This is a genomic window from Pedobacter caeni (genome assembly GCF_900129215.1).
In the GTDB taxonomy this organism is placed as follows: Bacteria; Bacteroidota; Bacteroidia; order Sphingobacteriales; family Sphingobacteriaceae; genus Pedobacter; species Pedobacter caeni.
This window is the reverse complement of record NZ_FQUQ01000004.1, coordinates 61,440-76,602: the sequence shown is the minus strand read 5'-3', so window position 1 is coordinate 76,602 and position 15,163 is coordinate 61,440. Positions and strand designations below refer to the sequence as shown.

The 15,163-nt window shown below is 42.8% G+C and carries 12 protein-coding genes; 7 read left to right on the top strand and 5 right to left on the bottom strand.

Annotation, left to right across the window (positions count from 1 at the left end; all coding sequences use genetic code 11):
• The first annotated feature begins 43 nt into the window (after positions 1–43).
• Positions 44–1,537, top strand: a complete 1,494-nt coding sequence (gene pdxR, locus BUC20_RS19705; RefSeq protein WP_073232814.1) for a MocR-like pyridoxine biosynthesis transcription factor PdxR — start codon at positions 44–46, stop codon at positions 1,535–1,537.
• On the opposite strand, the gene BUC20_RS19700 is transcribed toward pdxR, so the two are convergent.
• The gene (locus BUC20_RS19700) at positions 1,517–2,839 is read right to left on the bottom strand and encodes a TIGR00341 family protein (RefSeq protein WP_073232813.1); all 1,323 of its coding nucleotides are present in this window, start codon (positions 2,837–2,839) and stop codon (positions 1,517–1,519) included. The genes pdxR and BUC20_RS19700 overlap by 21 nt on opposite strands.
• 380 nt (positions 2,840–3,219) lie before the next feature.
• Here BUC20_RS19700 and BUC20_RS19690 point away from each other — a divergent pair, with 380 nt between their 5' ends.
• Positions 3,220–3,483: a hypothetical protein gene (locus tag BUC20_RS19690; protein ID WP_073232811.1), complete on the top strand. Its 264-nt coding sequence runs from the start codon at positions 3,220–3,222 to the stop codon at positions 3,481–3,483.
• Here the strand turns inward: BUC20_RS19690 and BUC20_RS19685 are convergent.
• Positions 3,480–4,385, bottom strand: coding sequence for a DMT family transporter (locus BUC20_RS19685; RefSeq protein WP_073232810.1), 906 nt, complete (start codon positions 4,383–4,385; stop codon positions 3,480–3,482). The two genes, BUC20_RS19690 and BUC20_RS19685, sit on opposite strands and share 4 nt — an antisense overlap.
• A gap of 79 nt (positions 4,386–4,464) precedes the next feature.
• Complete coding sequence (locus BUC20_RS19680) at positions 4,465–5,376, bottom strand: helix-turn-helix domain-containing protein (protein ID WP_073232809.1); 912 nt, start codon at positions 5,374–5,376, stop codon at positions 4,465–4,467.
• Between the two features lie 132 nt (positions 5,377–5,508).
• Here BUC20_RS19680 and BUC20_RS19675 point away from each other — a divergent pair, with 132 nt between their 5' ends.
• The 5 genes from BUC20_RS19675 to BUC20_RS19655 all read left to right on the top strand — a co-directional run bounded on the left by BUC20_RS19675 (position 5,509) and on the right by BUC20_RS19655 (position 11,577).
• A complete protein-coding gene (locus BUC20_RS19675; RefSeq protein ID WP_073232808.1) occupies positions 5,509–7,137 on the top strand; it encodes an acyl-CoA carboxylase subunit beta in 1,629 nt (542 codons plus the stop codon).
• 129 nt (positions 7,138–7,266) lie between these two features.
• A complete protein-coding gene (gene trxB / locus BUC20_RS19670) occupies positions 7,267–8,229 on the top strand; it encodes a thioredoxin-disulfide reductase (RefSeq protein ID WP_073232807.1) in 963 nt (320 codons plus the stop codon).
• A gap of 124 nt (positions 8,230–8,353) precedes the next feature.
• Entirely contained in the window at positions 8,354–8,878 is a 525-nt protein-coding gene (locus BUC20_RS19665) for an ORF6N domain-containing protein (protein WP_073232806.1), read from the top strand.
• A 150-nt stretch (positions 8,879–9,028) separates the two neighbouring features.
• Positions 9,029–10,933, top strand: a complete 1,905-nt coding sequence (locus tag BUC20_RS19660; protein ID WP_073232805.1) for a beta-N-acetylhexosaminidase — start codon at positions 9,029–9,031, stop codon at positions 10,931–10,933.
• A gap of 20 nt (positions 10,934–10,953) precedes the next feature.
• Positions 10,954–11,577: a hypothetical protein gene (locus BUC20_RS19655; protein WP_234994561.1), complete on the top strand. Its 624-nt coding sequence runs from the start codon at positions 10,954–10,956 to the stop codon at positions 11,575–11,577.
• A gap of 34 nt (positions 11,578–11,611) precedes the next feature.
• On the opposite strand, the gene BUC20_RS19650 is transcribed toward BUC20_RS19655, so the two are convergent.
• Together BUC20_RS19650 and BUC20_RS19645 are read right to left on the bottom strand one after the other, a co-directional pair.
• The gene (locus tag BUC20_RS19650) at positions 11,612–12,244 is read right to left on the bottom strand and encodes a response regulator (RefSeq protein WP_073232804.1); all 633 of its coding nucleotides are present in this window, start codon (positions 12,242–12,244) and stop codon (positions 11,612–11,614) included.
• Positions 12,237–15,152: a sensor histidine kinase gene (locus tag BUC20_RS19645; RefSeq protein ID WP_234994560.1), complete on the bottom strand. Its 2,916-nt coding sequence runs from the start codon at positions 15,150–15,152 to the stop codon at positions 12,237–12,239. The genes BUC20_RS19650 and BUC20_RS19645 overlap by 8 nt, the downstream gene beginning before the upstream one ends.
• Positions 15,153–15,163 lie beyond the last annotated feature (11 nt).

Sequence of the window (15,163 nt, the reverse complement as noted above, 5' to 3'; positions counted from 1 at the left end):
CTTGTAAAAGAGCCACTTTGACGAATATTTATGGTACCAATCTATGAGTAAATTATCCCCTGAAATCCTGCTTACTTTTATCCAGCTGGACCGTTCACTTAAAACTCCTTTATATATTCAGCTGTACGACGAAATCAAAAGAGGGGTTTTTGAGGGGATGCTGAAACATGGTGATCGCATGCCCTCTACCAGAAGCCTGGCCCTTGAATTCAGTGTTTCCAGAAATAGTGTGTTGCTGGCTTTTGAGCAACTTCGGCTGGAAGGCTTTTTAACTGCAGAAGCAGGTGCCGGAACCTATGTTTCTGAGCAACTGAATGAATTGAAACATGTTCCTGAAAAAGTGGTTCAGCAGGAACCGGCCAGACAGAAAGCGGTCAATCGAAATGATTTCCCCTTGCATACCAAATTCGTACTGGATTATATTGGCCAGGAAGCAACCCTACCTTTCCAGCCTTCTATTCCCTCTTTTACTGATTTTCCTTTCCAGATCTGGGCAAGGCTGGCCGCATCGGTGTATAAAGATATTCATCAACTTCATTTGGGTTACGACAGTGCCCAGGGCTACCTTCCTTTGAGGGAAGCACTAACAGACTATCTCCGCATCAACCGCTCTATTCATTGCAGCGCCGATCAGATCATCATTGTAAACGGCTCCAGTCAGGCTTTACACCTGGCAGCTGAACTGTTATTGAAAAAGAACGATTTATGCTGGATGGAAGATCCCGGATACCTGAGGGCTAAATCCGCCATAGTGAGGTTTGGTGCTAAAATTTGTCCGGTTCCGATTACTAAAAATGGAATGGATCTGGAATATGCAATGGGGAATTTTCCTACGGCAAAACTGGCTTATGTAAGTCCTTCACATCAATATCCTTTGGGGGAAACTATGCCCCTGATAGAACGCATAAAATTATTGAAGTGGGCTGCTGATCACCAGATGTGGATCATGGAAGATGATTATGAAAGCGAGTTCCGTTATGTGAAAAGGCCGATTCCTGCTTTAAAAGGCTTGGATACTTTTGGGCGTGTGATCTATGTAGGGACTTTTAATAAAACGCTCTTTCCTGCATTGAGGATTGGATATATGGTTTTGCCATCGGCGGCGATGGCAAACGAATTTACGATTGCAAAGGCAGTGATCGACCGTCAGAGTCCGGTGATCGATCAGGCCATCCTGACCAGATTTATGGTAGAAGGACACTTTTCCCGTCACCTGCGCAGAATGAGGCTGATCTATAAAAAGGCTCAGGAAGATCTGGTGGGTTTGCTGCAGAAACATCTTGGTGGCCAGATCCGTATTTCCGTAGCAGATGCAGGGATGCACCTCATCATCTGGTTGTTAAAAAAACAGGATACGGCAACCATTCTTCAGATGGCGAGGGAACGTGGGGTCATGCTGTATGCAATTGATGAACTTTCGGTGGAGTTCAGACATGAGGGGGCCTTTTTCCTTGGATTTACAGGCTTTAAACCCGAAACAATGGAGAAGGCGGTGCTCATCTTAAAGGAGGTACTCTCATTGAATAATCAGCTTTAAGGAATCTGCTTTTACCCTGTTTTTTAGCCATAACCTCAACCTGTTCTGATCGGCATCGGGAATTGGTTTTGCAAAAGAAGCCACCACCATGGTCATCGTATCTGCACGGTTTGTATCTGTGCGGTTAAAAATGGTATTGGAGATGCTGTAGGCTTTCAGATCAGGATAAAGAACTTTTAGTTCCGGTTTAAGATCAGGTAATGGAAGATCCAATGCCGCAAAACCAGTATTGGGTTTGCTTGCCTCCGCATTACTCTTGAAAACATCTTCCAGAATACTGGCCTTGATTTGGGAAAGGTTGATTTCATTTTTAGCATTCAGGCCCTGTCTGATGATCAGTTTTGTCCCCTTTAGCTGATAACTTTTGAGCCTGTTGTTTAAAGAGTCCAGTTGTGGAGGCGAAAGTTCATTGCCAAGCAGCAATAAATCAATTTCACTTCCTTTTCTATTGTATTTGAAAACTTTGGAGATCACCTGCGTATCTTTATAGTTGAGTTCCTGATGTACAAATTTGGCAGCATTGTTTTCAAAAATACTTTTGTCTACAATACGGTAGGCAAGGAATACACTGGGTGCTGCGGTTAGGAGTACAATCATCAGGATGTAGCGGCTCACCTTTTTCTCATAAGCTTTATCTCCGAAGTCTTTTTTATGAAATTTCAGGTAACGCACAATCAGAAATGTCGCTACACAAATGAAAACACTATTGATAAAATAGAGGTAAATGGCACCGAGGAAAAAATAGAGGTTTCCGGTGGCGATTCCAAAACCTGCAGTACATAAAGGAGGCATGAGGGCCGTCGCGATTGCTACCCCCGGAATGACATTGCTTTTTTCTTTTCTTGTGGCAGCTACGATCCCAGCAAGCCCACCCAAAGCGGCAATAAATACATCCCATAAAGAAGGGGAGGTTCTGGCCAGTAATTCCGACTGTGCTTCATGAAGTGGGGTGATGGTAAAATATAAAGAAGAAGCGATGATACTGATGATGGTGGCGATGGTCAGGTTTCTTAAGCCTTTCTTCACGAGCTCAAAATCATTCGTGCCTATCCCTAAACCAATGCCCATAATTGGTCCCATCAATGGAGAAATCAGCATTGCCCCAATGATAACTGCAGTAGAATTTACGTTTAGTCCTATACAGGCTACAAAGATGGCAAAGATCAGTGTCCATAGGTTTGCCCCCCTGAATTCTACGTTTTTCTTAATGGATTCTATCGTTTCTGCCTGCTCTTCACTGTCTTCATGTAGATTGAACCTGTAGGAAATGAAATTTTTAACGGAGGTGTAGATGTCTTTCATTGGCTGAATTTGTCCTGATAATGCAATTATCGGTCCCTTTTTTTGTCAATATCCGGGTGTCAAATTAATCAGCATATGATTACCACCTTATGGCTTAAAATATATAGATTCGATAACATAGCCCCCCGTTTTTATTTATGATTTAATTGAATTTCAATATGAAAAAGATGTTGTTATTTGGTGTGGCATTGTTGTTTTTAGATTTTTCTGCAAAGCCAATGCATGTTTTCTCCTTCCAGAACAGACCTGTTCTGAAAACAAAGGATGCCCGGAAACACCAAAATATAAGGGTAATCAGGACGAAATACGAAAAGTGTTTCCCGGAATTTAAAACAAAAAAAAGTCCCATTTCAATCTCTTAAAAGGAAAGGAGCAATAAAATGTATATCGAAGATAATAAACAGGAAAGACTCCGGTTGCTGATTCATTCCTTTTTCCAAGAGCATTCTTGTGATGAACTTATTGACATGCTCTATACGGTCTACAGGGGCTGGGCACTCCAGGTATCCATTAAAGTTGACCGGGATGAGCGGTTAAGGATATTGATGTGTTATAGTGACCTTAAAGAATTTCTGGAGGAATTCAGGGAGCTGTATGTTCCCGAAGTTACGGTTGTAGAATCTCCTCCTGAAGACCCATTTTAGCTGTTTTCTTTTTTATTTATGCTAAGCAGAACAATGGTGATTAAAATCAGCAGGGTTCCCAGCCAATCGTAGTATCCAAATCTGACATTCAGCCATAATACGGCAAGGAAGGCGGCAGATAATGGCTCTGTACAAGCCAGCAAGCTGGCCACCGTTGCGCCAACCAGTTTTACGCTGACCAGGTAAGCATAAAAAGCAAACAAACTTCCAAAGAGAATGATAAAGGCAAAAAGACCATAAGTATTGAAATCCCATGTCCCTTCTATATCCCAGGGTTGGTGTACAAAGCTCAGTGCAATTCCCCCGATGAACATGCCCCAGCCAATGACGATTGCTGCATCCCATTTGTGAAGCAGTCTGATGGGTTGCAAGCTGTAGTAAGCAAGGGCAACTGCAGAACTGATGCCCCAGAATAAAGCCCATCCGGAAATGGAAAGGCTGCTGATGCTTCCATGGCTGACCAGAAAGAAGGTCCCTGCAACAGCAAGTAAAATGGCGAAACTTTCCTGTAAACCGGGGAATTTCCTTTTTTGAAAAGCAAGATAACAGGCAATGATCACAGGGCCAAGATATTGAAGTATGGTGGCTGTTGCCGCATTGGAATGAAGGATCGCCGCGAAATAAGTATACTGAACTGCAAGCATTCCCAGTATACTGAAAAGAATAAGCTGAATGGCATCTTTGCGCTCTTTGAAAATGGCCAGGATATTATTGTTTTTCTTTGTTGCTGCGAAGCTGAGTAAGAGCATTCCGGAAATCAGCAATCTCATCGTCACCAGCCATTCGGGATTAATTCCACGGTGTTGAAACAGGTATTGGGCGCAGGTTCCCGAAACACCCCATAATATAGCTGCGGTAACGGCAAGTAAGGTTCCTTTGATGGATTGATTTTGAGTAGGCATGATTTTTCCTTAAGAGCGACAAAACTAAGCCTTATCTCTCCTGCTTTCTTGTACGATACTCCGCTTTACTTGTATTTTTTTATGGTTTGGTCTTCGATTTATATTGTTTTCGGAACTCCAGAGGAGATTGTTGCTGATGTTTCCTGAAAAACCTGCTGAAATGTGGCGCATCATGAAAGTTGAGTTGAAATGCAATCTCAGAAATGCTCAGGTTATCTTGTTTTAGCAACAGTTTTGCTTCCAGCAGAATGGCCTCCTGAAGAAATTGCTTGGGACTTTTTCCGGTTTTCTTTTTAATGGTTTCCGAAAGATGGTTAGGGCTTACATGTAGCAATGCTGCATATTGATCTATGGCACTGATCTGAAGGAAATTCTTTTCTATCAGTTCCTCAAAACGGTCGGCAAGGCTCAGGCTTTCCTCCGGGATGGCCGGAACAAGCTGTTTTGGGGTAATGTGCTTGAGCTTATACAGCAAAATGAAAATATAATGCCGGATGATATCTCCTGCTCCGGGGCCCTGATCCTGTTCTTCTATCATTTTGCTGAAAAGTACCTGGATGTTTGCCGATTCTTCCGGAGTGAGGTAAAAAATATTGTTTCTGCTGGCTTTTAAAAATGGCAATTCTGAAAGTACCAGCCTGCGCTGGGCAGTAGCAAAGATGAACTCCGGCTTAAAATAAATGGCAAATCCGGAGGGCCTGCAAACAGTCTTAGTTTCAAAATGCTCGGCTTGTCCGGGGGTCAGCAGGTGCAGGGTATGGTTGCGGATGGGATTTACCGATGCATTCATCTGATGAGAAAAATCGGCTTCCAGAAAAAAAGTAATGTCGTAATAATCCTGTCTGGACAAGGGATAGCTGATCTTGCGGTTCTCGGTATACTGCCAGGAAAAAATATAAAATGGCCGGTCAGGGGATACCGGTTTCAGGTGCAGGTGTTTTAAGGAATGATTGAAATCCTTATAAGTGGGGATGAACTGATCCTTGGGCATGGCCGTCTTTTTTTGTCACCCAAGATAAATATTTGCAACAAATTTATAACGAAATACAAAACAAATGAAAGCTTTGTACCAAAGCCCGAAACGGACTTTTGTTTCATTGGAAAATAGATTTAACTTGCCCAAATGAATATAGAGTTCAACAAAAACGAAGACTTGAACAAACAATCCGTTTACGAATTAAAGACAAGACTTAAGAAGATATACCAGGGTGGGGGAGAGAAGAGTGCTGCAAAGCAAAAGGAAAAAGGAAAGTTATTGGCGCGGGAGCGTATTGCCTATCTGATTGACAAAGAAAGTGAATTTCTGGAAGTGGGTGCTTTGGCTGCTGAAGGCATGTATGCCGAGCAGGGAGGTTGCCCTTCTGCAGGTGTAGTTTGTGGAATTGGCTATGTCTCGGGCCGTCAGTGTATGATCGTTGCAAACGATGCGACGGTTAAAGCGGGCGCCTGGTTTCCTATGACGGCCAAAAAGAACCTGAGGGCACAGGAAATTGCCATGGAAAACCGTCTGCCGGTAATTTATCTGGTAGATAGTGCCGGGGTTTATTTACCGATGCAGGATGAGATCTTTCCTGATAAGGAACACTTTGGCCGGATGTTCAGAAACAATGCGATGATGTCTGCAGACGGAATTGTACAGATCTCCGCAATTATGGGTTCTTGTGTGGCGGGTGGGGCCTATCTTCCGATTATGAGCGATGAAGCCATGATTGTAGATGGTACCGGTTCGGTATTTCTTGCCGGTTCTTACCTGGTGAAATCTGCCATCGGTGAAGATATAGATAACGAAACCCTTGGCGGGGCGACCACACATTGTGAGATCTCCGGGGTAACTGACTACAAACATCCGAATGATGAGGCTTGTCTGGACAGCATCCGTAATATCATGAGCATGTTGGGTGCTCCGGAATCGGCAGGCTTTGACAGGATTAAACCTGCTTTACCGAAGCTGGATCCCGAAGAAATTTATGGCATCTTACCTGAAAACAGGGAGAAGCCTTATGATATGCTGGACATCATTCACCGTCTGGTGGACAATTCAGAATTTGAAGAATATAAAAAACTATATGGCCAAAGCATCATCTGCGGATTGGGAAGAGTAGATGGCTGGGCGGTTGGTATTGTGGCCAACCAACGAAAAGTAGTGAAGTCGAAAAAAGGGGAAATGCAGTTCGGTGGCGTGATCTACTCGGATAGTGCAGATAAAGCCGCCCGCTTCATTATGAACTGTAACCAGAAGAAAATCCCACTGGTGTTTTTACAGGATGTTACGGGCTTTATGGTGGGCAGCAGATCTGAACAGGGCGGGATCATTAAAGATGGTGCCAAAATGGTCAATGCGGTGGCCAATTCAGTTGTACCTAAGTTTACCATCGTTATGGGGAATTCTTATGGCGCGGGAAATTATGCCATGTGCGGTAAAGCCTATGATCCAAGGCTCATCTATGCCTGGCCAAGTGCAAAGATTGCAGTAATGGGTGGTGCTCAGGCTGCAAAAGTATTGTTACAAATTCAGGAGTCTTCCCTCAAATCCAAAGGGGAAACGATCACTCCGGAAAAAGAAGCAGAATTGTTAAAGGAAATTACCGATCGGTACAATAGTCAGACTACCCCATATTATGCAGCTTCGAGGTTATGGGTAGATGGCATCATTGACCCCAAAGAGACGCGTAAAGTGATTTCTATGGGGATAGAGGCCGCTAACCAGTCGCCAATTAAAAAGGCGTTCAACGTAGGGATCATCCAAACCTGATCTGTGGATTGAAAGATAAAAGCCCTGATTTATAATCCGTTAATCATAATGCGGCTATGTTGCATTTTGTCTCTTGTTCAAAGCAGGATAAAAGTGTAATTTTGTATCATAATAGAAAGAATAAATAATATGTCAGAAGAAATAGAACACGTTCAATGTTTAATTATAGGCTCAGGCCCGGCAGGATATACTGCAGCAATTTATGCGGCCCGTGCAGACCTGAAACCCGTAATGTATACCGGTATGGAGCCAGGTGGACAATTGACACAAACCACCGATGTTGATAATTTTCCTGGTTATCCGGGTGGGGTTATGGGACCGGAAATGATGGAAGACTTCCGTAAGCAGGCTGAGCGCTTTGGAACGGATATCCGCTTTGGTTATGTGAGTTCTGTAGACTTTTCATCTATGCCTCATAAAGTAGTGGTAGATGAGATTAAAACCGTTACTGCAGATACTGTGATCATTTCTACGGGTGCTACTGCAAAATGGTTAGGTCTGCCTTCTGAGCAAAAATATAATGGTTTTGGTGTTTCTGCATGTGCAGTATGTGATGGCTTCTTCTTTAAAGGACAGGATGTTGCTATTGTTGGTGCAGGTGATACCGCTGCTGAAGAAGCAACTTACCTGGCTAAACTTTGCAGAAAAGTATATATGTTGGTGAGAAGAGATGAATTCAGAGCTTCAAAAGCAATGGTTCACCGTGTATTGAATACGCCGAATATCGAAGTGATATACCATACCGAAACGCTGGAAATCATGGGTAACGGTAAAAATGTAACCGCAGTGAAAGTACTGAACAACCAGACTAATGTGGAATCAGAAATTCCTGTGGAAGGTTTCTTCGTAGCGATTGGTCATAAACCAAATACAGACATCTTTAAAGGATGGTTGGATATGGATGATACTGGTTACCTGCAAACCATCCCGGGTTCTACAAAAACCAATGTAGAAGGCGTTTTTGCTGCTGGTGATGTTCAGGACCATTATTACCGTCAGGCAGTAACAGCTGCAGGATCAGGATGTATGGCTGCATTGGATGCAGAGCGTTACCTGGCTGCTAAAGAACACGAAGTGAAAGCTTTATCTTAAGAGATATCAAGATACCAAGATATCGTGATGTCAAAAAAGCGGGTTCCATTGGGACCCGCTTTTTTTATGATAAAATATCCTGATAAAATAACCAGCGGTAGCAATATCCGGATATATTTGATACATGAGTTCATCAAAGAATGTTGCAATAGCAGATGAAGTATTACTGAGTAAGATCTACCTGATCAGAAATCAGAAGGTGATGCTGGATAGGGATCTGGCAGAATTGTATGAGATTAAACCTACACGTCTGCGTGAGCAGGTTAAACGTAACAAAGCGCGTTTTCCCGAAAATTTCATGTTTCAGCTGACAGAGGAGGAAGCTGATGACATGGTATCGCAATTTGCGATACCTTCGAAACAAGCCCTTGGAGGCACATTTCCATATGTGTTTACGGAACATGGGGTATTGATGCTGTCCAATGTACTGAAGAGCGACCGGGCGATCCAGATGAGTATCCGTATCATAGAAATCTTTGTAAAATTAAGAGAGACCTTATTGCTGCATAAAGATGTTGCCCTTCTCGTGGAGCAGGTCGAGAAGCGAATGGGCAAACAAGATAAAAAAATAGAACTTTTGTTTGGTTACCTGAGTCAGTTTATGGAAAAGGAGGATGAACCAAGGAAGCCAATAGGTTTTAAGTTATAACGGCTTTTAACCCGTTATTTTAAAGGATTTTTTTTATCTTGTGCATTAATTCAAACCAGATTATTTAACCTGAATCCGGGAAATATCAACTGTTCAGCAGGCTGATGAAATTCCGGGTGATAAAAGAAGAATTAAACACAAAATACACAAATGAGAAAACTATTTACAATTGTTCTGCTGGCATTTCTTGCAGTAGAAGCTTCTGCACAAAATGATCCGAATATGGGGATCATTCCTGCACCGGTATCCGTTAAGAAGAACAGCGGAACCTTCAAACTGGATAAAACGGTGGTTTTAATCTCTAATGATCCTAAAAATTCAAGGATGGCAGATTTGCTAAATGCTTTTGTCACTACTAAAGGCGGTTTTGCCCTGAGAGAAGTAAAAGCGGAAACTGCAAATGAAAAAGCGATCATCCTGAGCTCAGAAGGTGCAGATCAATTACCTGCCGAAGGATACAAAATCAACATTACAGACAAAAAGATCACCATCATAGGTAAGGAAGCAGGGTTGTTTTACGCGGTACAATCTATGATGCAGCTGATGCCGGAAAAACAAGACAATGAGATCCAGATTCCTGCGGCTGAAATCAATGACTATCCACGTTTCAAATACAGAGGAATGCACCTGGATGTATCCCGTCATTTCTTTCCGGTAGCTTTGGTTAAAAAATACATCGATGTGATGTCTCAGTATAAACTGAACAACTTCCACTGGCACTTAACAGACGATCAGGGCTGGAGAATAGAAATTAAAAAATACCCGAAGCTTACCTCGGTAGGGGGCAGCAGAAACGGAACCATTATCGGACACCATCCTGGTGTTGGTACTGACAATAAAGAGTATAAAGGTTTTTATACCCAGAATGAGGTAAAAGAGGTCCTGGCTTATGCAGCAGCAAGGTTCATCAATGTGGTTCCTGAAATTGAACTTCCCGGACATGCTTCAGCTGCAATTGCCGCTTATCCTGAATTGAGCTGCTTTCCGGAAAGAGATACTTTCGTAGATGCGAAAACACCATGGTCAGGAAGCAGAAAAGGCAAACAGGTGCAACAACAATTCGGCGTATTTGATGATGTATTTGTACCTAACGACAATACCTTCAAATTCCTTGAAAATGTATTGGATGAGGTGATTGCTTTATTCCCTTCCAAATACATCCACATTGGTGGTGATGAGTGTCCTAAAGAATATTGGAAACAAAGTGAATTCTGTCAGAAGCTGATCAAAAAATTAAACCTTAAAGACGAGCATGGTTTGCAGAGCTATTTCATCCAGAGAATAGAAAAACATGTCAACAAAAGAGGGCGTTCGGTAATCGGATGGGATGAAATTCTGGAAGGTGGGCTTGCACCTAATGCTACTGTAATGTCCTGGAGAGGTACTGAAGGTGGTATTGCTGCAGCTAAACAAAGCCATGATGTGATCATGACCCCTAATGGTGGTGGTTTATATTTTGACCATAAGCAAAGCAATTCTCCTGATGAGCCTACAAACATTGGTGGTTTTGCGCCATATACCAGCTCATATGCTTATGATCCGATGCCTAAAGAGCTGAATGCTGATCAGCAGAAATATGTAATTGGTGTTCAGGCAAACCTGTGGACAGAATACATTCAGACGCCCACAAAAGTAGAATACATGATCATCCCAAGGGTTTTCTCTTTAGCGGAAATCGCATGGAGCCAGCCAGCACGTAAAGACCTTAAAAATTTCTCTGAAGACCGTCTTCCACTTCATTTGGCAAGACTGGATAAAACAGAGACTAATTATTGGGTACCTACACCACTTGGCTTAAATGAGAAAGTATTAAACGGGGAAAGCTTTAACCTGGAACTGAAAGCCCCGGTAGCAGGATCTAAAATTTATTATACCTTAGATCTTACCCGTCCTTCGATTAATGGCAACCTGTATACTAACGGAGTAAAAGTAATCGTTCCTAAGGGAGAAAAACGTACGTTGAAAACAGTGGTAATTACGCCATCTGGTAAACAAAGTGTAGTTACAGAGACCATTTTAAACAATGGTGCTGCTGTTGATGTAAAAGCTAAATAATTGTTCGCTAAAAAAGACAAATGATGAACCTAGGTAAATATTTCATGAAGCTGCCCCTGTTATTTGCAGGGCTGCTTTTACTGGCTTCCTGCGGAGACAATGCAGCCGAAAAAATGGCTGCAGGCAAATCTGCCCAACCTGAAACTAAAAAGCCTGCCGGGCAGTTTCCTTTTTATAAAGACATTGCCATCCGGCCGGGAATTAACTTTGAAGTAGTGAGCTGGGGAAAAGGGGTTGACAGTGTAGGCGGATACCTGATTCTCTTATCAGATACGCTGAGGAATAACTATAAATCCTTTTCTAATGAACGCAAAGGGATCATTACTGATGCCTGGAATATGGACCTCGATAATGATGGTAATCCGGAGCTTTACATTGAACTGCTGAGCAAGAAAAACGTGCTTGACCTGAATGTATATGAGTATGCAGGCGGAGAGTTCAGAAAGATCAGTTTTCCTCCTTTAAGCAGCACGATGAAAAAGGCGTATCAGGGAGGAGATAAATTCATCATTAAGAACGGGGATTTGTTCCGCTCTTTTCCTGCGGTCAATCCTAAGGATACGACCATTAAAGCCGGAGCAGTAAAAATGCTGCAATACCGCTTAAACGGAAATAGCTTCTCTACAAATGAGATCAAAGAATAACAGAAATTTCCTGTAAAAAAACAAAAGGCTGGTATTATACCAGCCTTTTGTTTTTTGCAACCTGTATGGCTTCCGCCTTGGAGTTTACGTTCAGCTTGCTATAGATATTTTTAGTATGTGTCCTTACCGTTTCTACTTCGATAAACAACTCTTTTGCAATCTGTCCGCGGTCTTTACCTGTGGTCATCAGCTCCAGAATTTGTGTTTCCCTTCTGGTAAGAGGGGAATCCGGATTCCGTTGTAGAGAGAGAATCACCGTCTTTGCTACATCAGGACTCATCGGGCCACCACCATGAACCACATCCCTGATGGCTTCAATGAGCTTGGCAGTAGGGGTGTTCTTTGTGAAATAACCGGAGGCCCCATTTGCCAGGGCATCCAGAATGGTCTTTTCTGTTTCGTAAACCGTCAGCATAATGATGTAAACCTCAGGAAGTAGCTTCTTCAATATGGGTAAAGCATCAATCCCATTGGTCCCCGGAAGCTGGATGTCCAGTATAATCACATCCGGGTTATCCCTGGCAATCTTATTCCTTGCCGCATCAAAGGAAGGATAAGTTGCCACTACCGTATAAGGAGAGGTATGGTTGATTAAATAAGCATAACCCTCCCGGATGGTCTGGTCGTCTTCAATAATCACAATCCTTGGTTCCGGTTGATTATACATTTTTAGCGCGCATTAGCATGGAAAGATGAACCCTTAACATGATCTCCGTTCCGGAATGATCCGAAGTGATATTTAATTTTGCGTTGATTCTTTGTGCTCTCACGTTCATATTGTTTATTCCATGCCCATCCATGGATGTTGTGGCATCAAGTCCTTGTCCATCGTCTTTTACAGCGATTTCGAGTACCCCATCCTTTACTGTTGCTGAAAAAATAACCACTCCTGCTTTGGAATGTTTCAGCGCGTTGTGGATTGCTTCCTTAAAGACCATCAGCAGGTTTCTGCTCATGTCTAAAGATAGCTTCCCGTCATAGTGGTTCAGATGAATACGGTCTTCAAACCGCACAGGAGTGCTGTTAAACATCTCCTTCCCAAATTCCCGGATATGCTCCAGCAATTCACTTAACTTGTCGTTTTTAGGATTTAACGACCATAATATATCCTTTGTACCCCTATATAATTCATTTACATTGTCATTGATTTTTGAGATGATACCTCTCTTTTCGGTATCTTTCTCATCAATCATACTGCTCAATACTTCTGATAAGACGGAGATCCGGGTCAGTTTGTTACCAAGATCGTCATGAAAATCTTCAGCGGTCTGTTTTCTAACCTTAAATTGCTCTTCCAGCTTGATCTTTAACCTGAGTTTTCTCTTGCGTTCTTTCAGGTTAATGATGATATAAACCGCCAAAAGAATGAGCAGGACAATGAGCACAAAGATAAGCAATCTGAATAAACCAGTCTGATAATAGGGGGGAGTAATTTCAAAAGTAAAAGATGCGGTATTTACTGAGGAAGTCCCATTCTTTGTAATTGCCTTTACCTGAAAGGTATACCTGCCCGGGGGTACAGAACTGAAGTTCATCGAAGTATTGCTGATGGTCTCACTGAACTTTGTGTCCAGGCCAATTAAACGGTATTGATAGAGTAAGGCATCGGGATTGGTGAGAAAAATACCGGTAAAATTGATGTTAATGTTGTTTTGCTGATAAGGAAGGGTGGCGACGCTGCCCAGGTCGTTCGCTGTAAAGGTCGTTTGTTGTTTTTGCTGACGCCCTTTGTTTTGTGCAAAGGCAGTCACAGCGTTAATATAGATATAAGGTTTGCCGGACTTGGGGATGTAGGACGCACTGTTGTAAACCACGGCCCCTTTGGTGGTTCCGATCCATACTTTGTTTTTGTCCTGAAGAATGGCATTTTGGTTACACTCTACCAGCAAGGCTTGTTCATTGCTGTTTTTGATGACATTAAAATTGCTGGTATTGATTTTATTGACTCCTTTCCCTGTACCCACCCAAATGATGCCCTGATCGTCTGTCAGCATGCTGTAGATGTGATCTGAAGCGAGGCCGTCCCGGGTACTGATGGTCCTGGTGATCCCTTTCTTTTTGTTCCAGACCAGAATGCCGTTATCCGAGGTTCCGAAAAGTATGGAGCCTGCTGATTTAGACATACAAAGAATGCTGGAACCTGCAAGCTGGGGTAGTTTCAGCTGAGTGATTTCTTCAGAAGAACTGATCACATAAGCGCCATCCTGTGTGCCGACCAGGATTTCTCCCTGATCCGTTTCTAACAGGGTACTGCCAAATTGTTTGCCGATCCATTTCAATTGGCGGTTCTTTTTATCCAGTTGAAAACAACCCGCATTGGTAGACAGCCAGATCCGGCCAAGTTTGTCTTCAAGCATGGTGTTGTAAGCGATCGCATGCTGATCTTTGACCATTTGCTCCATGCGTTTGCCGTTGTATCGCCAGAGGCCGCCATATACCGTTCCTATCCAGATGTTCTGCTCCTTGTCATTGTACAGAAAGTTAATGTTCCTGCTGCCTTCTACATCCGATGCAATACTGATCTCTTTGATCTTGTTGTCCTTATACTGAAAAAGGCCACCATAAGTGCCCATCCAGATTTCTTCCGGTGCCGGGCCTTTTGCCAGGCTCATCACAATTTTGCTCCTCAGCCCCTGCGACTCATCAAATATCACATAGCTGCGGTCAATAAACCTGAACAATCCCGTTCCATCGGTAGCCAGCCAGATGTTGTTTTCTGCATCCCTGAAAATCGCACTTACCATATTATTGGTAAAACCATTTTTCCCGTCAAAATGAATTAGTGCATTATCGGTCAGGTAGTAAGCTCCGTTTGCAGAACCGATCCAGATGTTGCTCTTTGCATCTTGTTCTATTACTTTGAACATTCCGGAAATATATTGATCTATCTTGCTGTTTTTCGCAGCAAAAAGACCGTCCGGGCTTAAAAACCATAACTTGTTCTGATGGAAGCGGTCATTGAAAAAATCAGTGATGAAAAAGTTCTTTAACTGCTCATTGAGGGGATGTGGCCTCCATTTTTCATTTTCGAGGTAAAATACCCCCTTTTTAAGTATTGCGGCAGAGACTATTCCGGCTTCATCGACTTTCAGTGCAGTGACATGCTCGTTTTCATCATCAGTGATTTTTAGAAAAGTAGTTCCTTTTTCACTGGTCTTGAAAAGTTTAGTAGCCGAAAGTCCGTATACTGTTCCATCGTGGCCGGTCACTAATTTCCCAACCCATTCTTTGGTTTTTTTATAGTTGTTGAACTTTTTTCCGTTGAATTTGGAAATCCCCCAGGCGGTTCCTACCCATATTTCATCGTTTTTATTCAGACTGAGTGCTAGGGTGTAATTGTTGTTTAAACCATTGGTCTTGGTATAGCTGCAAAACTGCTTACCATTAAAACAGCTCAGTCCACCAAGCGTCGTGACCCATAACCTGCGCTTGCTATCCTGGGTAATCCCGGTAACCTGTGATTGTGTGAGGCCATCTTCAATGTCATACTGACGGAAGTTATAGCGCTGCGAAAAACTGTACAAACTGTGAAACAGCAGGGACAATCCAATGAAAATAACCTTTTTGTAATGCAATTTGGTGGGAG

Bases quoted from the DNA above. Each gene is read 5' to 3' on its own strand.
- BUC20_RS19660 (WP_073232805.1), top strand. From the start codon at position 9,029: ATGAGAAAACTATTTACAATTGTTCTGCTGGCATTTCTTGCAGTAGAA.
- BUC20_RS19675 (WP_073232808.1), top strand. From the start codon at position 5,509: ATGAATATAGAGTTCAACAAAAACGAAGACTTGAACAAACAATCCGTT.
- BUC20_RS19690 (WP_073232811.1), top strand. From the start codon at position 3,220: ATGTATATCGAAGATAATAAACAGGAAAGACTCCGGTTGCTGATTCAT.
- trxB (WP_073232807.1), top strand. From the start codon at position 7,267: ATGTCAGAAGAAATAGAACACGTTCAATGTTTAATTATAGGCTCAGGC.
- BUC20_RS19680 (WP_073232809.1), bottom strand. From the start codon at position 5,376: ATGCCCAAGGATCAGTTCATCCCCACTTATAAGGATTTCAATCATTCC.
- BUC20_RS19700 (WP_073232813.1), bottom strand. From the start codon at position 2,839: ATGAAAGACATCTACACCTCCGTTAAAAATTTCATTTCCTACAGGTTC.
- pdxR (WP_073232814.1), top strand. From the start codon at position 44: ATGAGTAAATTATCCCCTGAAATCCTGCTTACTTTTATCCAGCTGGAC.
- BUC20_RS19650 (WP_073232804.1), bottom strand. From the start codon at position 12,244: ATGTATAATCAACCGGAACCAAGGATTGTGATTATTGAAGACGACCAG.
- BUC20_RS19665 (WP_073232806.1), top strand. From the start codon at position 8,354: ATGAGTTCATCAAAGAATGTTGCAATAGCAGATGAAGTATTACTGAGT.
- BUC20_RS19685 (WP_073232810.1), bottom strand. From the start codon at position 4,385: ATGCCTACTCAAAATCAATCCATCAAAGGAACCTTACTTGCCGTTACC.
- BUC20_RS19655 (WP_234994561.1), top strand. From the start codon at position 10,954: ATGATGAACCTAGGTAAATATTTCATGAAGCTGCCCCTGTTATTTGCA.